The organism is Photobacterium sp. 2_MG-2023, assembly GCF_030547675.1.
GTDB lineage: Bacteria > Pseudomonadota > Gammaproteobacteria > Enterobacterales > Vibrionaceae > Photobacterium > Photobacterium arenosum.
Genome location: NZ_JAUOQQ010000017.1, coordinates 35,687 through 55,186 on the forward strand (window position 1 = coordinate 35,687; position 19,500 = coordinate 55,186).

General features: G+C 49.5%; 14 protein-coding genes. 6 read left to right on the forward strand and 8 right to left on the reverse strand.

Annotated elements, in window-relative coordinates:
- Positions 1–65: 65 nt before the first annotated feature.
- Genes Q4491_RS14330 through Q4491_RS14340 form a run of 3 tightly spaced genes read right to left on the reverse strand, consistent with a single transcriptional unit; the run spans position 66 to position 3,489 of the window.
- Positions 66–1,337: an ABC transporter substrate-binding protein gene (locus tag Q4491_RS14330; RefSeq protein WP_237796301.1), complete on the reverse strand. Its 1,272-nt coding sequence runs from the start codon at positions 1,335–1,337 to the stop codon at positions 66–68.
- Entirely contained in the window at positions 1,334–2,797 is a 1,464-nt protein-coding gene (locus Q4491_RS14335) for an ATP-binding protein (RefSeq protein ID WP_192016415.1), read from the reverse strand. The genes Q4491_RS14330 and Q4491_RS14335 overlap by 4 nt, the downstream gene beginning before the upstream one ends.
- Complete coding sequence (locus Q4491_RS14340; RefSeq protein WP_225445227.1) at positions 2,794–3,489, reverse strand: response regulator transcription factor; 696 nt, start codon at positions 3,487–3,489, stop codon at positions 2,794–2,796. Before Q4491_RS14340 ends, Q4491_RS14335 begins: the two co-directional genes overlap by 4 nt.
- A gap of 225 nt (positions 3,490–3,714) precedes the next feature.
- Between Q4491_RS14340 and ptsG the strand changes: the two genes are divergently transcribed.
- Both ptsG and Q4491_RS14350 read left to right on the forward strand, forming a co-directional pair.
- Positions 3,715–5,157, forward strand: coding sequence for a glucose-specific PTS transporter subunit IIBC (gene ptsG / locus Q4491_RS14345; protein WP_192016417.1), 1,443 nt, complete (start codon positions 3,715–3,717; stop codon positions 5,155–5,157).
- 63 nt (positions 5,158–5,220) lie between these two features.
- Entirely contained in the window at positions 5,221–6,138 is a 918-nt protein-coding gene (locus tag Q4491_RS14350) for a PIG-L family deacetylase (RefSeq protein ID WP_192016418.1), read from the forward strand.
- Positions 6,139–6,257: 119 nt separating this feature from the next.
- On the opposite strand, the gene Q4491_RS14355 is transcribed toward Q4491_RS14350, so the two are convergent.
- On the reverse strand, positions 6,258–8,573 hold the full coding sequence (locus Q4491_RS14355; protein WP_303458361.1) for an FdhF/YdeP family oxidoreductase: 2,316 nt from the start codon (positions 8,571–8,573) through the stop codon (positions 6,258–6,260).
- A 369-nt stretch (positions 8,574–8,942) separates the two neighbouring features.
- Here Q4491_RS14355 and Q4491_RS14360 point away from each other — a divergent pair, with 369 nt between their 5' ends.
- From Q4491_RS14360 to Q4491_RS14375, 4 genes are all read left to right on the forward strand, one after another.
- A complete protein-coding gene (locus Q4491_RS14360) occupies positions 8,943–9,680 on the forward strand; it encodes a response regulator (RefSeq protein ID WP_192016420.1) in 738 nt (245 codons plus the stop codon).
- 16 nt (positions 9,681–9,696) lie between these two features.
- The gene (locus Q4491_RS14365) at positions 9,697–11,139 is read left to right on the forward strand and encodes an ATP-binding protein (RefSeq protein WP_303458363.1); all 1,443 of its coding nucleotides are present in this window, start codon (positions 9,697–9,699) and stop codon (positions 11,137–11,139) included.
- Positions 11,140–11,286: 147 nt separating this feature from the next.
- Complete coding sequence (locus tag Q4491_RS14370; RefSeq protein ID WP_237796323.1) at positions 11,287–12,504, forward strand: ABC transporter substrate-binding protein; 1,218 nt, start codon at positions 11,287–11,289, stop codon at positions 12,502–12,504.
- A gap of 94 nt (positions 12,505–12,598) precedes the next feature.
- Positions 12,599–13,093 carry a histidine phosphatase family protein gene (locus tag Q4491_RS14375; protein ID WP_237796294.1) on the forward strand — a complete coding sequence of 165 codons (495 nt, stop codon included), beginning with the start codon at positions 12,599–12,601 and terminating at the stop codon, positions 13,091–13,093.
- Positions 13,094–13,233: 140 nt separating this feature from the next.
- On the opposite strand, the gene Q4491_RS14380 is transcribed toward Q4491_RS14375, so the two are convergent.
- The 4 genes from Q4491_RS14380 to Q4491_RS14395 all read right to left on the reverse strand — a co-directional run bounded on the left by Q4491_RS14380 (position 13,234) and on the right by Q4491_RS14395 (position 19,456).
- Positions 13,234–14,550, reverse strand: a complete 1,317-nt coding sequence (locus Q4491_RS14380; protein ID WP_303458366.1) for a PAS domain-containing methyl-accepting chemotaxis protein — start codon at positions 14,548–14,550, stop codon at positions 13,234–13,236.
- 539 nt (positions 14,551–15,089) lie between these two features.
- The gene (locus Q4491_RS14385; RefSeq protein WP_192016424.1) at positions 15,090–16,241 is read right to left on the reverse strand and encodes a hypothetical protein; all 1,152 of its coding nucleotides are present in this window, start codon (positions 16,239–16,241) and stop codon (positions 15,090–15,092) included.
- A gap of 18 nt (positions 16,242–16,259) precedes the next feature.
- A complete protein-coding gene (locus Q4491_RS14390; protein WP_303458416.1) occupies positions 16,260–17,024 on the reverse strand; it encodes an outer membrane lipoprotein-sorting protein in 765 nt (254 codons plus the stop codon).
- Between the two features lie 77 nt (positions 17,025–17,101).
- Entirely contained in the window at positions 17,102–19,456 is a 2,355-nt protein-coding gene (locus tag Q4491_RS14395; protein WP_303458369.1) for an RND family transporter, read from the reverse strand.
- Positions 19,457–19,500 lie beyond the last annotated feature (44 nt).

Here is a 19,500-nt window from a genome sequence, read left to right on the forward strand (position 1 = left end):
CTGAAGCTTCTTGCTGGTTTTCCTTTACTAAATGGGAAAATGAAGAATAAAGGCTTTGGGTGTTTCTACTCACCACGTGGAATATTCTGCAGGTGAAGAATGAAATCTTCTGGTGCCATGGTCTCGTCATTAAAGAAGCGAAAAATTTCGCTGGATGTGGCACGCTGCGCTATTGGGCTGACGGCCATAGAATCTACGATGCTGGGGATTAACTGACCAGATTTTGACGCTTTCTCCATGTCGGCTTTGGCATTGACTGAGCAACTGTTGTATCCCTTCAGGCTGATATCGTTTCTGGCCGGAATGGCACCTTTCAGAGCATTAAAGGATTTCTGAAAATCCGGTGAAGACAGGGTCTTACTGACGATTTGAGCCGTGTCAGTATTGGTGCGCGGGCTGTCGAACAGTGCGAAGCTGTCCATGTTATAAATAAAGCCTGTCTGTTTTGCAGGGGTCGGGTAGCAGCCAATGGCGGAAGGAACAGCGATGTTATTGGCCAGCAAATCACCCAGAACCCAGTCTCCTGAGATCTGGAACGCCCGCTCGCCTTCTATGAGTAATTGTGTCCCCTCATCCCATCGCATGTGAGACATGCCAGGTTTGACCAACTGGCTGATAGCGCGGAAACGCTCAAGGATGTCGTAGGTGGTTTGGCTGTTGAGTGCCTGCGGCTCCATCTTGATAAAGGCGCGTCGGTAGTAATCCGCTCCGCCATAGCCAAAGGCGAGGTTCTCAAACAGCAGTGCAACCTGCCACTGGTCTTTACCAAGTGCCAGTGGCTCTACGCCGTTTTGTTTCAAACGGCTGAATACATCAATCAATGCATCCCAGCTGGTGGGAACGGCTAAACCGTATTGGCGCAAGACTTTGCGATTAATCCACATCCAGTTCAGCCGGTGGACTGTGATGGGAATTGCCACATAGTGTCCCTGATACTGGTTAGTGTCTTGTGCAATAGGAAGCAGGTTTTTGTGCCAGTCTTGCTCAACAGCCACCTGGTCAAGCTTATGGAGAAATCCCAAAGCGGCCCAGGATTTAATCGACGGACCTTCCAATTGCACGATATCGGGTGGGGTGCCTGCAATCGCACGGGCCTGAAGGATAGACATTGCCGTGTCGCCGCCCCCGCCTTGTACGGGCAGATCAAGAATAGACACGCCGGCATCTTGCAGTGCCTTTGTCGCCAGATTGAAAGCGGCAACTTCACCTTTGGCTGTCCACCAGTGCAGAAATTCCACTTCCTGATAGGTGGTACCTGGCGATGCCTGGGCTTTTGCCTGTGATTGAGCACCGGATACAGTGAGCACCAGCAGGCTAATGAAAAAGAAAAACTTCATTCATCTCTCATCAATTGAATGTGAACAATCAGTCCCTGAACAGGGTGGTTTTGCAGGGTGAGATCGCCGCCGTGGCTGCGAGCAATACTGCGGGATATGGTGAGCCCAAGACCGGAACCCAACTCATCTTGCGGATTAACACGGAAATAAGGTTCGAACACTTTTTCTGTCCATTTTTTATCCAGACCCGGGCCGTAATCTCTGAACGTGAGCAGAATACTGTCGGTCGTTGATATCAGTTCGATATCGACTTTTTCTCCGTACTTCACGCCATTGTCCACTATGTTATACAGACAACGTTTTACGGCCAGAGGTTTGCCCAGGTAATGAACCGGCTCTGCGAGACTTAATTGAACCTTGGGGGTGTTCCGGTTGTAGTAACTGGCACATTGTTCAACCATCTGGGTAACATCGATCCACTCAGGCTCTTCGTGAATGTCTGTGTCCCGAATACATTGCAAGGCACCTTTTAACATCAGATCAAACTCATCCAGTATTTTTTCGAATCTGGCTTTTGCTTGTTCATCATCGAGCATTTCGGTGCGTAACTTCAGACAAGCCAAGGGTGTTTTCAGATCGTGGGAAATGGCGCCAAACAGCATTTCTCTGTCCCGGATATAGGCGCGGACCCGCCGGTTCATTTTGTTGAATGCGCGAACAGCAGCCCGGGTTTCTTTACTGCCTTCTTCTTTGACTTCCTGTACATAGAGCTGCCCGCTCATCAGAGTCGCTGCTTTCGCCAACCGGCGAATAGGGCGAATTTCCAGGCGCAGTAACCAGACAGTGCAAAGCACCAGTAACAGAGAGGAAATACCCAGGAACATCAGCTGTTTTTGATCAATAAACTGCGGCGACAATGCAGAGAAAGGAACGGGTAAAGTGGCAGCCAGATAGAACCATTCCTGTTCCGACATCTGGATTTGCATGACGACAATAGGTAAATCCATATCGCCCAGTGCCAGACTGTACCCCGCCCATATTTCCGGCAGGGCATCGAGTTTGATGCCTGAGTTAAAAACGCGCAGATCCTGTCGGCGACTGAGGGAAATAGTGACCTGTTTAGCATGGGAGATTTTTTTGTTCAGCACGTCATGCGCAGCAGACAGCAGAATGTCAGTGCGTGCATTATTGGCGGGAGGAACAACAGATAATTGGTGCTGATTGATTGAGATGAAGAAACGGGTCCCGCCCATTTCACGGATCTGGTTCAGAATAAGGTAGCGATAATTGACCGGCAGCGCATGAAAATAGTTGTAAGTATCGGCCGCATTCGACATCAGGCTGACGATCGTTTTATGCAGGTTTTCAACTTCCTTTTTGGCGCTGGACTGGTACCAGATAAGTCCGGCAATCAACTCAGCAATCATAATGATGATGAGCAAGGTCGCTCCAATCCGAAAAGTAATGGATGAACAGAGCGATTGCAGGGTTGTCAGCTTCAGAAATGACGGCGTATTCATACAGTATGGACATCGCTTGCCAGCATATAGCCTTTGTTTCTGACCGTCAGAATCAGCGAGCGCTCTTCGTCGTGAAGGTGTTTTCTCAGGCGGCTGATTTGTACATCGATACCACGTTCAAACGGGTCAGCATCCCGGCCCCAGATACAACGAGCGATGTCGTCCCGGCTCAGCAACTGATGGGGTTTCTCCAGCATCAGACTTATCAGGTTGAAATCTGCCCCAGAGAGAGGAACCACTTCGCCATCCGGGCTGATTAACCGCCGCTTAATCAGATCGCAAGTCCAGCCTGAAAACTGCAACTGGTGTGCCACTGTTTCGCCCTGTGCGGGTTGAGTACGTCGCAATAAGGCTTTAATACGCGCGAGTAGTTCCCTCGGGCTAAAGGTTTTGGTGATGTAATCATCAGCACCGATTTCAAGACCCGCAATACGATCAATTTCGTCGGTCACCGCTGTGAGCATAATGATAGGCACATTCGAACGCTGGCGGATTTGCCGGCATAAGGTGAGCCCATCATCGCCGGGCATCATGATATCGAGGATGATCAGGTTAGGTTCGGCACGATGGAAATGATCCCACATTTCTTCACCGTCACTGGCGGTCAATACATGGAATTCAGATCGCCCAAGATATTCTGTGAGTGCATCACGGAGTTCCTGATTATCGTCGACGACGAGTATGGTTTTCATTTCCCTGAGGTTTTTCATACCTTACCAAGTTGCCTACTTTCAATAATCTATCTGATACATCATTTCTTATGGGAAGGCTACAGGTATAGCGCAAAATTCACGCACGGTGCAATGTGCGTATGTAACAGGCTACTTACAAACTCATAGGCTTTTGTAACCTTCAGCACGCTGCTTTTCATTACCTTATATGTGTACCCCCAACTATACATCAAGAAGGATCGAGAAATGATTAGTAGCACCTTTGGGTTATTACAACGGATAGGCAGGTCGCTAATGCTGCCTGTTGCTGTCCTGCCTGTTGCCGGTTTATTGCTGGGGATAGGTTCAGCTAACTTCTCCTGGATGCCGGGCCTGGTGTCAGAGATCATGGCGATGTCGGGCGATGCAGTGTTCAGCAATCTGGCACTGATATTTGCGATTGGTGTGGCGCTGGGCCTGTCAGATAATGACGGGGCCGCCGGGCTGGCTGCGACTGTGGGCTTCGCTATCATGACAGCAACAATGGGCGTGATGGCAAAACTTCACGGCATCGAACCGGCAACCATCATAGGGATTCCAAGCCTGAATACCGGGGTTTTTGGCGGTATCATGATAGGTGCCGTTGCTGCATATCTGTTTAATCGTTTTCATAATATCAGGCTTCCTGAGTACCTTGGTTTTTTTGCCGGCAAACGTTCTGTTCCCATTATCACCGGTATCACAGCCATATTTCTGGGTATTTTCCTGAGTTATGTCTGGCCGCCAATCGGTAACGCAATTGACAGTTTCTCGCACTGGGCGGCATACCAGAGCCCGACCACGGCATTTGGTCTTTATGGTTTGGTGGAGCGTTCACTGATCCCATTCGGACTACACCATATCTGGAATGTGCCTTTCTTCTTTGAAGTGGGTGAGTATGTCGATCCTGAAACCGGCAAAGTGATTAAAGGTGAGATTCAGCGCTATCTGGCTGGCGATCCTACCGCGGGCAATCTTGCAGGAGGTTACCTGTATTCCATGTGGGCACTGCCTGCTGTTGGTCTGGCGATTTACCACTCCGCACGACCTGAAAAACGCGCGCTGGTTGGCGGTATCATGGCATCAGCAGCATTGACTTCCTGGTTAACGGGTATCACAGAGCCTATGGAATTCGCCTTCCTGTTCGCGGCGCCTGTACTGTACGTTATTCACTGTATTCTTACCGGCCTGGGTTTTGCGCTGGTGACCAGCCTGGATATTCACCACAGTGTGACTTTTGCTCATGGTGCGATTGACTTCCTTATCTACTATCCACTCTCGCAGAATGCGTGGCTGTTTATTCTCATCGGCCCTGTTTGGGCGCTGATGTACTACACCATTTTCCGTGTACTGATCGCCAAGCTCAATCTCATGACTCCTGGCCGGGAAAGTGAAGAATCTGAAGTCAGCAACTTGTCTGAAATCGGTAATGAGCTGGCACAAACTCTGGTTCAGGCGCTCGGCGGAAAGGATAACATCAAAAATGTAGACGCATGTATTACCCGTCTGCGTGTCAGTCTTCGCGATATTAATGGCGCTGACATTCCGAAAATCAAACAGCTGGGGGCACGTGAAGTGCTGGTGGTAGGAGATAACCTGCAGGCTATCTTTGGTACCCAGTCAGACAACATCAAAACTGAGATTAATGCCGTTCTCGTTGCTTCAAACTGATACAAGTCTGGGCGGTTTACCCCGCCCTTTTTATTTTTGTTCGTTGAAGAAAAGGAATAGAAAATGCGTTTCAATACCAACTCATTAGTGGCTGGATTACTGGCGACAGCAAGCTGCATGGCCCCGGCTGTTCAGGCTGCGCCACTGGATGTCAATCAGCACAACCTGTATTTTCTCAGCCCGCATCCGGATGATATTTTGCTTACCTTTGGAGGCTTGATAAATAAATTGTCTAAAGAAGGTACGCTGGCACAAAAAACAAATGTCACCGAGGTATATTTTTCACTTTCCAACTATACGACCAACCATTTAAACGAACTGACAAACAAGCGCGTATTCGATGTTTCTACCATGCGTTACAAAGAAGACTTTGAAGCGCACATGAAGATGTTTACTCAGTGGGATCACTTCCGCTATAAAACCGCCGGTTTTTATGATGCGCCATTGCGTAAATATGAAGGCTCTCCGACTGCAGGTGGCGGCCCAGCAGGTACTTTTACTGATTTTCGTCAGGATGAAATCGGCATTTATGAGCGCATTGCCGCAGATGTCACCCCTATTCTTAAGCAGGATAACTGCGCCGCCTTTGTGCTGCTGGCGAATGGTAGCCATATCGATCATTTCATCGTACGTGAAGCGGTAATGAAAGCGGCGCATGACCTGGGGGCAGAGGCGAAGTGTCAGATTTATTTTGGCGAAGATCAGCCATATACAGGATCGAATCCAGATAATGCAATGGACGAAGTAAATAGCATTCAGGCACGTTTGCCGGCAAACTCAATCACGCCAATGACGTTCTGGATTGATAAGCAACATAAAATTGATGCGTTTAAGGAATTTTATCTCAGCCAGTATGATCTGGGTTATATCCCGCCACTGGAAAGCACCGATTACGAAACCATTTATAAATGGGATAAGACGACATACAGCGCCTTGCAGCCGCATGCACATTGTCAGTCGGCTTATTGTAACCTGCAATAACGAACGTGTTCAGTTCCCCCTGACACATTAAGTAAAAGACCGGGCCGTCGTTATGCGCCCGGTTCATTGAGCTCTTATCCTGTACTTTGCCTCTGTTACGTAATTGCCGGTACTGCTGATCAGTAGGGTGATAAGTCTATGCGCTCTTCACTGAGTTGGCTGGGTGCGAGAACAATGGGGATAGCCTTGGATATCGGGGTATCACTCAGGTCACCGACGCTGTCTAATGCCACCAAGGGATTCGTTTCCGGGAAATAGGCGGCAATATTGCCAGTGGGAATGTCATAACTTACCAGCTTAAAACCATAAACAGTGCGTTTTACGCCATCGGCTGACAGTGATGTCACATCGACCCGGTCACCCGGCGCCATGCCGAGAGCGTCGATATCAGCCGGGTTGATCATCAAGACTTTGCGCTCGCCAGAGATCCCGCGGTATCTGTCTTCAAAACCGTAAATTGTGGTGTTGTACTGATCGTGTGAACGGACAGTCTGCAGCACAAAAACAGGATCGTCGCTGAGTGCACGCAGATTGGCCGGCAGCAGGTGAGTTGGCAGCGGATGCGCGATGAAGGTGGCTTGTTGAGAATCGGTATGCCAGATACGCTCTGCCGCGCTGTTGCCCAGATAAAACCCGCCCGGCTGTTTCAGTTTCTGGTTCATGTCGGTAAAGCCAGGGATAGTTTTGGCGATAAGTTCGCGAATTCTGTCATAGTTATCAATTAACGAATCCCAGTCGACCGGATGATTGCCCAATGTCGCTTTGGCGATACCGGCAATTATGGCAGGTTCTGAGCGCATTTCGCCTGTGTCACTTTCAACCACACCGCCTGAGGCATGCACCATACTGAACGAGTCTTCGACTGTCACCGACTGCGGGCCGGATTGTTGAAGATCAACATCGGTGCGGCCAAAGCACGGCAGGATCAAACTGTTTTTACCTGTGATCAAATGGCTGCGGTTCAGCTTGGTGGCGATGTTGACCGTGAGATCGCAATTCGCTAATGCCTGCTGAGTCAGCCGGGTATCCGGTGTTGCCGAAGCGAAGTTTCCACCCAGTCCGATAAAGATTTTGCTCTCGCCGGTCAGCATGGCTTTGATGGCCTGCACCGTGTTGTGACCGTGCGCCGCCGGTGGGGTGAATCCAAAGGTTGTTTCTATCCTCTGATTAAAATCTGGGGTGGGCTTCTCATTGATCCCCATGGTACGGTCACCCTGCACATTACTGTGGCCGCGCACCGGGCAAAGACCGGCTCCGGGCTTACCTAATTGCCCGAAAAGAAGTTGTAAATTGGCAATTTCCTGTATCGTATTCACTGAGTGTTTGTGCTGAGTGATCCCCATCGCCCAGGTGATGATCACGCGTTCAGAATGCCGGTACAGGTTTGCTGCGTATTCCAAATCTTGTTGCGACAGGCCAGATTGCTCTGTGATAAGAGACCAGTCAGTGGCTGCCACTTCCGCCAGATACGCTTCAAGGCCCTGAGTGTGGGCCTGAATGAAACTGTGGTCAAAAATAGAGCCCTTGCCCTGTTCAATTGAACTGTGATCCATAGCGATCAGTACTTTAACCATGCCGCGTATCACCGCCATATCACCACCCAGTTTTGGCGTGAAGTAATGACTGCTGATCGTTGTTGCTCCGCCGGTCAGCATTTCTGCCGGCGACTGCGGGTTGGTAAAGCGCTCTAAACCGCGTTCTTTCAGTGTATTGAAAGTGACTATAGCGGCTCCGCGTCTGGAGGCTTTACGTAAGGTATCTAACATGCGGGGGTGATTGGTGCCCGGATTTTGTCCGAACACAAAAATGGCATCGGCTTTTTCGAAATCATCAATACGCACTGTGCCTTTGCCAATCCCTATTGACTGCTTGAGCGCGACACCGCTTGCCTCGTGGCACATGTTGGAGCAATCCGGGAAGTTGTTGGTGCCAAACGCCCGGACAAAAAGCTGATACAAAAAAGCCGCTTCGTTGCTGGCACGGCCAGAGGTGTAGAACTCGGCCTGATTCGGGCTGTCCAGACCTTGCAGGTGCTCAGCAATCAGTGAAAAAGCCTCGTCCCAACTGATGGACTCATAATGATCCGTTTGTGAGTTATAACGAACCGGATGGCTGAGGCGGCCTTGATATTCAAGAAAATAATCACTTTGCTGTTGTAACCAGCCGACAGGGTACTGGGCAAAGAAATCCGGCGTTACCCGACGGCGGGTTGCCTCCCAGTTCACGGCTTTGGCGCCGTTCTCGCAGAAGCGGAAATGTCCCGGTTCATCGGTTTCGCCCCAGGCACAGCCCGGACAGTCGAACCCCTGATCCTGATTGGTTTTCAGCAGATTCCGTATGTTTCGGGTGATATTTTCACTTTTCACCAGGTGACGGGTGGTGCTTGCTAGCGCTCCCCAGCCACCGGCTGAGCCTTTATATTTTTTCACTGTCATGGCGACTGTCTTCCTGCATGGCCTGGGCGACGGATTAAAACAGAACATATCCATAAAGATACCGGTTTCTATAGTATGACGGCAGGCCAGACAAAAATGTAACCTTATCCACAAAATGTGTATGGGTAGCCTGTTAGTTTATGAATTTTCAACCATTTCGGGTAAAGGGATATACTCAACGGGTGCAACATACTGTGATGAGCCGGTAATCACGGTGCCTGTTACTTTAGCGTTACATTGAACCCCAAGCGTTTTGGGCCGGAGTCTGGTATCTTACATTTTTGAGTCGTATATGTGCAAAGATGCTGCTTTTATCTGTCATGAGTACCTGTTTACCATGCCGGAAATGGCCGCAATGAGGAAATCAGAATGGTTGCGGACAAGTCAGTACTGGTCGTGGATGATGATCAGGAGATTCGTGAACTGTTGGGCGAATATTTGGGCAAGCAGGGCTTCCGTGTTGTAACAGCAGAAGACGGTGTGGCAATGAAACGGGAACTGACCATCAGTGAGCCGGATTTGATATTGCTGGATATTATGCTGCCCGGTGAGGATGGTTTCACTTTGTGTCAGCATGTCCGGAAAACGTCTGCCGTCCCGATTATCATGCTCACAGCCGTATCAGACGAGATGGATCAGATTGTCGGGCTGGAGCTCGGCGCGGATGACTATATTGCCAAGCCATTCAGCCCCCGTCAGTTAATGGCGCGAATTAAAGCGCTGCTGCGAAGAGTACAGCCAACAGAATCGAACCAGCCGGTGAACCCGTCGTTGCCAAAAGCCTTTTTATTCGATCACTGGCGATTGGATACGGCTGCTCAGTCTCTGCAGGATACGCAGACTCAGCGCACCTATGAAATGACCAACAGTGACTACGCGCTGCTTTTACTGTTTCTCAGTCGTCCCAATGAAGTGCTCGACCGGGATACGATTTTCTTTGCGACACGCGGGCGTGATGCGCAGCCGTCTGAGCGTGCGGTAGATGTCCAGCTGAGCCGGTTACGCCAGCGCCTGGGTGACAAAGGGCGTCAGCAGCGGTTAATCAAAACAGTGCGGGGAAACGGCTATCTGTTTAATGCAGATGTCACTTACGAAACGGATAACTGACCGGAAAGCTCAGCAGATGATCAACAGGAAAAAATGGTGGCCTCAATCCCTGATGGCCCGCACTTTGTGGTTTACCTTGCTGGCTGTGTTTCTGGCACAAATGATTGCGACGCTGATATGGTACGGGCAGTCTAAGCGTCGGGATCTGGCCGGACTGGAATCGGCGGCCACCAGTATGGCCACCATGTTTGCTTCCACTGTCACTTTTTTTGAATCCCTGCCTTTACAGTACCGGCACATCGTTCTGGATCAGATTCGGAACATGGGCGGCACCCGTTTTTTTGTTTCATTCAACGAAGAAGAAATACGGATCGATCCTATCCCCGGTTCCAGTATGAAAAACACCGCAGTTAAAGCAATACAGGAAGTGCTGCATGACAAACTGCCGCGCCTGGACGTTATCCGGGTGGAGTTTTCACGGCCTGAAACCCTGCATGTACTGAAAAATGACATTCTGTTGAGTGACTTACCCCGTTCCTGGGCGCATTACACGCTGAGTCTGGAGCCGCTGAATCCGCCGATTCTGGTGGTGCAGCTGGAATTGGCGGACAACGAGTGGCTGTATATCGCCGCTTTGTTACCAGCGCCGTACTCCACGCTGGAGGATGAGATCATTACTAAGCAACAAGTGCTGTTTCTGCTGTTCATCACCGCCTTGCTGCTTTTCTTCACCTATACAATGATCCGGCGCCAAACGAAACCGCTCAAGCAGTTAGCGGATGCCGCTAATGCCTTGAGCATGGATATTTATCAGCCGCAGCTCAAGGAAGAAGGTGCCAGTGAGCTGGTCACCGCGACCCGGGCCTTTAACCGGATGCAGCAGCGCCTGCGTCGTTATATTGATGACAGGGAACATTTGTTTTCCGCCATTTCCCATGATTTAAAAACCCCGATCACCCGTCTTCGGTTGCGTGCAGAACTACTGGAAGATGACACCAAAATCGACAAGTTCAATAAAGATCTTGATGAGCTGGAAATGATGGTCAAAGGGGCGCTGCAGACAGTACGGGATACCGATCTGCATGAAAATCTGGCCCAGGTGGATGTGGCAGAAGTGATACGCAGTATTGCCGAAGGGCATAACAGAAACAGTATTACAGTGCATTTGCCTGTTGCAGACATTGCGCCACTTACGGGTAAGCCGCTGGCCCTTAAACGTTGTTTAAGCAACATCATTGATAACGGGGTGAAATACGGTCAGGAAGTCTGGGTACTGACCGAAGACACAGCAGAGAGTCTGGTTATTCGGGTGCAGGACAGGGGGCCGGGGATTCCAGAGGATAAAATGGACAGTGTGTATGAACCTTATGTCAGATTAGCGAAGGATGATGAAGGCCATGGCCTCGGCATGGGAATAACGCGCAATATTTTACATGCCCATGGCGGTGAAATGTCTATCCGCAACATGGAGCAAGGGGGGCTGGAAGTGACGATGATCCTGCCTCGCCTGATGGACTGATGATAGCCGCATCTACTCACAGCAGACACGGCGTAAAGTAAGAGAACCTAAATGAACATGAGTGTTTCAGCGGGGCGCTATCGCACACTGTCGCTGGCAGCGGTGTTAATCACGGCTTCGGTATCGGCATTCTTGTCTGCGCCGGTCATGAGTGCATCTGATGCTGGTCAGCAGCCTGAGCAAGAGGTTGAAGTGCTTCACTGGTGGACAGCGAAAGGTGAAATGAAAGCCGCGGAAGTGTTGCAGGATAGCCTTGAACAGCAGAGTATCGGCTGGAAGAACTTTGCTATTGCGGGTGGTGGCGGTGAAAGTGCCATGACAGTGCTGAAAAGCCGTGCTGTGTCGGGGAATCCCCCTTCGGCGGCACAGCTCAAAGGTTACGACTTGCAAGAGTGGGGCATGCTGGGTTTTCTGACCAGTCTTGATGAGGTGGCAAATGTTCAGCGCTGGGATCAGCTATTGCCACCGGTTATCAGCCAGATCATGAAATATCAGGGCCATTATGTGGCCGTTCCTGTGAATATTCACCGTGTTAACTGGTTATGGATTAACCCGGACTTGCTGGAGAAAGCCGGTGCGACTGTGCCGGATTCGCTTGAGTCGTTTTTTGTTGCGGCAGACAAACTGAAGCAGGCCAATATTGTACCCATAGCCTTGGGCAGCGATCCCTGGCAAGAGGTGACCTTGTTCGAATCTGTGGCGCTGGCGGTACTGGGTCCTCAGGGTTATCGCCGTGCTTTTGTTGACTTAGATTCAGACCTGCTGGCCGGTGAGCAGATGGTGGATGTTTTCCGCCAGTTCGAGCGAATGCGGCAATACATTGATGTGAAAACCAAGGCCATGGAATGGAGCGACGCCAGTACCATGCTGATGGAAGGGAAAGCCGCGATGCAGTTCATGGGGGACTGGGCGAAGGGGGAATTTTCTGCGTTGGGGAAAACTCTGGGTAAGGAGATTCTGTGTGTGCCAGCTCCGGGCACCCAAGGCTTCTTTACATACAACATCGACAGTTTTGCTTTTTTTAAGCATAGCGATGACCTGAGTATTCAGGCGCAGGAAACGATGGCACATACCATTCTGACACCTGATTTTCAGCGAAAATTTAATTTAGCGAAAGGCTCCATCCCCGTGCGTACCGATGTGGACATGACAGGTTTCGACAGTTGTTCACTGGCCTCTGCAGCTGCTTTTCAATTAAATCAGCAAAATAATACTCTGGTACCCAGTATTTCTCAGGGGCTTGCCAGTACCAGCTATGTGCAGGCAGCAATTTTTGACGTAGTGACCGATTTTTTCCACAGTAAGCAGGCTGATCCGGAAAAAGCCGCGAATCAGCTGGCCAGGGCCGTTAAATCAGCACAGTAAAGCGCTTTCGCCTAGCCGGTGTTAAGCCGTTTTGTTTGCGCTAGGATTAGTACAAACAGCACTGGAGCAAAAGACTAACGGGGAGTTTGCGGCTATGAAACTGCTTTATATTGTTCGTCACGCCAAGTCATCCTGGGATGACCCGGAATTGGATGATCATGATCGCCCGCTGAATGAGCGCGGCCTGAAAAACGCGGCTGAGATGGCAACCCGGTTCGCCGCCTGGCAGGCGCTGCCCCAGCGAATTCTATCCAGTACCGCTGAGCGGGCATTCCAGACCGCGCAATTTTTTGAACAGGCGTTGCATCCGCATCCTACTGAGCTGGCAACCACAGTGGGCTTGTATACCGATTCTGCCCATGAAGTGGTCAGCATTATTCAGTCGGTGCCTGATGAGGTTGAACGGCTTATGGTGGTCTGCCACAATCCCGCCATCAATGAACTGGTGGGCCGTCTTGGATTAAAAACCGACAATGTTCCGACCTGTGGCCTGGCGGTTTTTGCAATTGAGGCAGAAACATGGCAGGCGTTCGGGCCGGAATATTGTCAGTTGCTGTATTTTGATTTTCCGAAACGCCTGGCTCACTGATATGTTGCGCTGTCAGGGCAGGCTTTTTCTTTCTGAGAGAATGTCTCTTGAACACTTGTCGCTTATGAATCTGCCTCTTGAACATCTGCCTCTTGAGCATGGAAAGATGCTCAAGAGACAGATTGTCGGCAGGGCAGGAGTTAACTGACTGCTGACATTTTTTGCACGGCCATAACAACATCGTTAATACTGTCTTCAATGTCTTGAATGGATGTGCTGGCTTCTTTGACTTTTTCCATACTGCTTTCAGCGCGGGCAATAATTTCAGACATTGAGGATACGGCTTGGGTCGTGAATTGACTGTTTTGCTTAACCACATTATCAATTTTCACGGTCGACTCATTGGTGCGCGAAGCTAGCTGGCGAACTTCGTCGGCAACAACGGCAAAGCCTCGTCCCTGATCGCCCGCTCTGGCTGCTTCAATGGCCGCATTGAGCGCCAGCAGATTGGTTTGATCGGCAATGGCGGAAATGGTGTCCACCATGTTAGTGATGGTTTTTGACTGTTCCTCAAGCTGGGATATCACATCTGAGGTTGAATTTAACGCCTCAACCATTTGTACCATCTGTTCGATAGCCTGATTACCCGAATGACTTCCCTCGGCGGATAACTGCCGGGTCTTAACTGACAAGTCATAAGCCAGCTGACTGTTTTCCTGGCCGAGAATGACTGTCTGTGTAATATCTGTGGCAAATTTTATGACTTTATACAGTTTGCCATTGGTATCAAAAATAGGGTTGTAGGTGGCTTCCAGCCATAGAGTCTGGCCCGCTTTGTTTACCCGTTCAAACTTACCGCCCATGAATTGCCCTTGATTGAGCTGGTACCAGAAGTTTTGATATTCACTGGTTTGAGCATAGCTTGGGGTGACGAACAGGCGATGATGTTTTCCTTTGATTTCATCAAATGTGTAGCCGACCGTTGCTAAAAAGTTTTCATTGGCGTGCAATATATTACCATTGAGATCAAATTCGATAACCGCCATGGAGCGGGAAACCGCCTGTGTCTGACTGGCAAGTTCATGGTGCTCTGCGACTCTTGTTGAGGTGTCAGAAGCAATTTTAATGACTTTATAAACACTCCCTTGATCGTCGAAAACCGGACAATAACTGGCTTCCAGCCAAATGTCTTTCCCGTTTTTAGTCATACGCTGGAACAGTCCCTTAATTTGCTTGCCCTGACTTAGCTGATACCAGAATTGTTGGTACTCCTGACTTTGTTTGGTTTCATCGGTACAAAAAATCCTGTGATGTTTACCCTGAATGTCATTTAGGCTGTATCCCATGGTATTAAGGAAATGTTGGTTGGCGCTGATGATTTCTCCTGATGGTGTAAATTCAATAGATGCAAAGGAATCCCTGATTGCAGCTAAGGTATTGGTGGTTTCCTGAAGTTGCTGTTGAAGTGAGTTGTACGCGTCTTGAGTTACGTTATTCTTGTTAGATAACCCGAACATGTCACAGTCCTTGTCGATATATGCCCTCTAGCTGAATATAGAACAGAGAAATATGTTTAAAAGAGATATTTTCAGAATGACTGAAAAATTAGTAAAAGCTAAATAGTGAGGCTATTATTCTTCGGATGTGTGACTTCAATGACTTATCTGCTATTAACAATTTAATTTGTTATGAAAAATGTCGTTAAGACTGATATCAGAAAGGCAAAATGACCAATTTATGCCTTGAAATGAAGCTTGCCTGTCTTTGATATTTTTAGTTCTTGTGATCTTACTTCGATTAATATCATTCATTATTGTTGTCTGTTTTTTCTGAATGATTAGGGTGTTGAATGTATAGGTTGTTTTTTGACTCACAATGTCATTTTCATTCAGGCTGGCGATAAATAAAAGGCTGGGCTGCACGAGTTTTTTGCAGATGTCGCTGTGATGCACGAGTAGGGTATGTTCAGCCGGGAAAGAGCGACAGGTATCTTGCAAAGGCCGGAACTCAGACTGTTACAGTTCCGGCAGGTTTTTGAATAAAATGGAAAATTGGCTCAGAAATAATATTCCAGAGCCAGCTCTATGAAGTCGTCTTTACGAACAAAATAAAGTGGACTGTCAAGCCTGCTGGCGTCGAACCACCAGGCGTTAGCCCGCCATTTCCAGTTGTTGTTTATCCGTGCGGAGGCTTCAATTCTGCCGGTAGATTCCTGACTGCTGTCCAGATCCTGATTAATCCCAACTAAAATTTCTGTACCGTCTATGTCATTGAGTGCAAATCGTGTACCCAGAAACAGGTCATTCTGATTCAGACTCAGTGATCGGGAATCGTACTGGTACTCGGCAATCAGGCCAAGATCCCAATAGGTATCGAAGACACCGACGAGTGTGTATTCAAACCCTGTGACCACGGCGGAGTGGTTTTCCAGGCTGTCACGGTAAAGCGCTTCAAGCTTTAATAACCAGCTGCCAAAAATGCCCTGAACATCCATGCTGGTCTGGTCCATTTGGGCGTAGTATGGCGTCAGGCTGGTACGTCCCGGCAGGAAGTAGGGATCTCTGTTGGTCCCCTGAAAAAAGCTGGCACCGACATCCCAGTCGCCAAAATAGTGGCTGTAGCGCAATGACCAGTCGATGTGCTCCTGCTCGGCTGAAGATTCATATAATGCATCGTCATTTACCGGCAGTGGGGGCCGCAGCCGCCCGTCTTTACCGGCGAAAGTACGTTCACGAAAGTAGGGGAGGATGAAGGCATTCACTGTGCCCCAGTCTTTGACGGCTGCAACATTGATCATAGGCTGCCCGAGTTTTTGCTCGCCGTCGACAGATTCGACGTTATCGGTCTGGTTAATCACATCCACCAGGTGAATGGACTCGGTCACGCCCCAGAAAACTTTCCCGACGCCCATTCTGAGCTCATAGTCATCGATCAGTTGCAGATACATGAATTCACGCAGATCGAAATGGGTACGTTCATCGTCCATGCTGTCCCAGCGGTAGAATGGCTGAATGGTCAGCCGGGCGTCACCGTCCTGCCACTCTGTGTACCATTCGGGTTCTATCACCACAGAGGTCTGGCTTTTGTCCTGGCCCTCAAGACCAGGGTGCAAAAACTGACGTTGTTCAAGGTTTATCTGGCCGCTGATACCAGCTGCCTCTACTGAGGCAGCCAGAAACAGGGGCAATGCAGAAAATCGGTATATCATGCTTGCTCCTGCCTGAGATTATTTGACACGCTTGAGGCTGGACTTATTGAAATCGCTCTCATCAAGGCCATTGTTAAACGTCAGTTTATGGGTGGTCAGTACCGTTGTCTTGCCAGTCTGGATGTTATTCATTGTCATCGTATGCGCGCGCCAGTATTTGCCCAGATACTGCTCATAGTCGTTAAAAGTCAGTGTCTTCAGCAGGCTGTCTTTACGGTCATAGAATTCCACCTTCAAAGGCCGGTAATGGTCTTTATCCAACCATACCAACTGCTTGGTATAACCTGAGTATTCATCCGTCGGCACTTGCCGGAGTTTGAATACGGCTTCACCTTTAACGGTGTCATCACCCAGATAGGTAAAGTCGTATTTTTCCAGTTCAAATGAACTTAAATCTTCGTAGGCGAACTCGCTGCCCATGAAAGGGCCTGATTTATTGCGCGAAGCAATACGTTTTACCCGCTTCAGCGCTGGCAGATAAAGCCATTGGTCATCAGGCTTGGTTGTGTGGGCGAAATTCAGAAAAGCTGTGCCTTGCACATCACGGGGCTGGTCGAAAATCGTCAGGCCTTTATCGCCATCATCAGCCACTTCCAGTGTCTTGATACGCATTTTTCGGGTGCTGCTTTCCCCTTGTGCGTTGGATAGCAACATGGTCATTTCCCCAATGCTGTCGCCCCAACCGGTATCACGCAGTTTTCGCTCCTTGGCAATCTCTAACCCTTGTTCGTTACCCGCATGGCATACCGCCGGTATGATAGCCATACCCAATGCAGTAATCATGGCTATAGGCGCTAGCCATTGCGTGATTTTGGCTGTTTTGTCTGTCATGAGCTTTCTCCTAATCTTTGGCTAAAAGGTTATTGGGCCAATGGTTTCTGGTTAATTGGGTTCTTGCTATCCGGTCTGGCTGTCTCGGTGTCAGCCTGTTCCACCGGCTTACGGTCAAAGAGCATCAACATGCAGGGCAGCAGCAAGAAGTCCACCACCAGGGCAATGAAAATGATCAGGGCACTGAGCTGGCCCATGTCACTGTTCAGACGGAAACTGGAGCTGGCCAGTACAGAGAAGCCGGCAACCAGTACGACGGTTGTGATCCATAACGCGCGGCCAACAGTGCTGAAGGCATAACGAACGGCTTCTTCGGCATTTCGGCCTTCTTTGCGTGCGATTTGATACTTGCTGAGGAAATGTACGGCGTCATCGACAACGATACCGAGTGTGAGAGTGACCACCACAGACAACCCAAGGTTGATTTCACCGGACCAGAGTGACCAGAGTCCGAATCCGAGAATCGCCGGGGCGATGTTGGGAATAAGACTGATCACACCCAGCCGCAGTGAACGCAGAGCGAAAATCATCAGTGCGGAGATCAGCACCAGCGTAACCGGTAGTGTCGATAACATACTGGCCATGTTGGTTTCGCCAATATGGGCGAACATCAGGTTCGGGCTGGACGCCATAATGGCGTAACCCGGCGCATTAGCATCAAACCAGTCATTAATACGGGCTTCCAGGGCTACCAGTTCTTTACTGCCGACATTCTTGGTGGTCAGCGTCAGTTTCACGGATGATTTATCTACGTTGAGCTGGTTGTTAAGGTCCAGGCCGTATGGCAAAGACATTTCATACAGCAACAGATATTGTGCGGCCAGTTCTCTGTCGTTCGGCAGGCGATACCAGCTGTCATCATCACCATGCATGTTTTTGTTCAGGCGTTTGTAAACATCACTCAGGCTGGCGACATGGTCGGTCTCAGGTTGTTCACGCAACCAGTTGGTAAACTGATTCAGAATGTTCAGGAAGCCAGGATCAGCAATCCCCTGAGGTTGACCTGAGTCAATAGCAATGCTGATGGTGGTCATTCCACTGATATTTTCAGCCATGAAATCGGCCGCCTGACGGAATTGGCTGTCTGTGGCGAAGTATTTGACTGGCTCATCGTTGACCACATTACGGGGCAGAAGCAGGGTAGCGCCGGTCAGAACGATCACCGATAAAGGCAGGATGATTTTGCGATGATTAACCACAAGATTGCCTAATTTATCGGTCCAGCTGTGCTGGCCAGCCGGCTTCACGGCCGGGGCACGCAAAGGTAGTACAGTCAGTAACGCTGGCAGCAGAGAAACCGACAGGAAGCAGGCGATCATTATCCCCAGAGCGGCCAGGTTACCCAAATCACGCAGGATCGGGGAATCAGAGGCATTCATCATTAAAAAGCCAAGCGCCGTTGTTACCGAGGTAATCAGTACCGGCATCGCATTGAGTTTGATGCTGTAGCCGATGGCTTCGTTTTTGAGCATGCCCCGCTGCATGCCTTGCCGCATAGTGGCAATAACATGAACGCAGTCAGCAACGGCGAGTGTGAGCACCAGGGTTGGCACATTAACTGTGGCTGTGCTGAGGAACATGCCTGCCCAGCCGGACAGGCCCATAGTGGACGCCACAGAACCGATAATCACAATTAGAGTTGCAAGAACACCGGTCACAGTGCGTAGCATTAATACCAGAAAAACCAGCACAATCAGCAGCATGGTCGGTACCAGTGTGCTGCTGTCTTTCATGGCCATGTCCATGAAAGTACGATTCATCGCGACAATACCTGCCTGATAGAAATCAACCTCAGGAAATTCGGCCCGGTATTTCGCCAGCAAGGTTTGGGAATAATCAGTAACGGTGGTGATTTCTGTCGTTTCGTCAACTTTAGGCATTTGTAAAGTGATGTTCACTACAGCAACATCACCGCTGGATGAGATAAGTGAATCACGGAGCAAAGGTTCTTGTAAGGCGACTGATTTCACTTTCGCGATACGCGGCGCATCAAGCGGGTACTCGTCTAACAGCAAATCTTCGACCAGCAGATCATCTTCAATCGCCTCTGTGTGCTGATAGTTTGCTAACGAGTCGACGCGGCTGGAAAAGGGAATCTGCCAGCTGTCGTTGGTCAGATCCCGGATAAGAGACAAGGTGTCGGGTGTAAAGACATTGCCGTTTTTGGGCGCAACAACAAAGCTGATGTTGTCTGTTTTACTGAATGTGTTCTGGATAGTGTTAAAGGCTTGCAGCTGGGGGTTATTTCCGTCGAAGAAGATGTTGTAATCTCCGCGGAAATAGAGGTTTTTGGCGCCGATAGTCGCGGCGATCAGCAGTGCCGTCATTATCGCCAGGACGATATAAGCACGTTTGATCGGTAAAGTGTAGATACTGTCTTTCATCACAATCTCCATGAGTGACGTTTCGTCAATACTTGGTGCTTTAA

Bases quoted from the DNA above. Each gene is read 5' to 3' on its own strand.
- Q4491_RS14330 (WP_237796301.1), bottom strand. From the start codon at position 1,337: ATGAAGTTTTTCTTTTTCATTAGCCTGCTGGTGCTCACTGTATCCGGT.
- Q4491_RS14335 (WP_192016415.1), bottom strand. From the start codon at position 2,797: ATGAATACGCCGTCATTTCTGAAGCTGACAACCCTGCAATCGCTCTGT.
- Q4491_RS14340 (WP_225445227.1), bottom strand. From the start codon at position 3,489: ATGAAAACCATACTCGTCGTCGACGATAATCAGGAACTCCGTGATGCA.
- ptsG (WP_192016417.1), top strand. From the start codon at position 3,715: ATGATTAGTAGCACCTTTGGGTTATTACAACGGATAGGCAGGTCGCTA.
- Q4491_RS14350 (WP_192016418.1), top strand. From the start codon at position 5,221: ATGCGTTTCAATACCAACTCATTAGTGGCTGGATTACTGGCGACAGCA.
- Q4491_RS14355 (WP_303458361.1), bottom strand. From the start codon at position 8,573: ATGACAGTGAAAAAATATAAAGGCTCAGCCGGTGGCTGGGGAGCGCTA.
- Q4491_RS14360 (WP_192016420.1), top strand. From the start codon at position 8,943: ATGGTTGCGGACAAGTCAGTACTGGTCGTGGATGATGATCAGGAGATT.
- Q4491_RS14365 (WP_303458363.1), top strand. From the start codon at position 9,697: ATGATCAACAGGAAAAAATGGTGGCCTCAATCCCTGATGGCCCGCACT.
- Q4491_RS14370 (WP_237796323.1), top strand. From the start codon at position 11,287: ATGAGTGCATCTGATGCTGGTCAGCAGCCTGAGCAAGAGGTTGAAGTG.
- Q4491_RS14375 (WP_237796294.1), top strand. From the start codon at position 12,599: ATGAAACTGCTTTATATTGTTCGTCACGCCAAGTCATCCTGGGATGAC.
- Q4491_RS14380 (WP_303458366.1), bottom strand. From the start codon at position 14,550: ATGTTCGGGTTATCTAACAAGAATAACGTAACTCAAGACGCGTACAAC.
- Q4491_RS14385 (WP_192016424.1), bottom strand. From the start codon at position 16,241: ATGATATACCGATTTTCTGCATTGCCCCTGTTTCTGGCTGCCTCAGTA.
- Q4491_RS14390 (WP_303458416.1), bottom strand. From the start codon at position 17,024: ATGATTACTGCATTGGGTATGGCTATCATACCGGCGGTATGCCATGCG.
- Q4491_RS14395 (WP_303458369.1), bottom strand. From the start codon at position 19,456: ATGAAAGACAGTATCTACACTTTACCGATCAAACGTGCTTATATCGTC.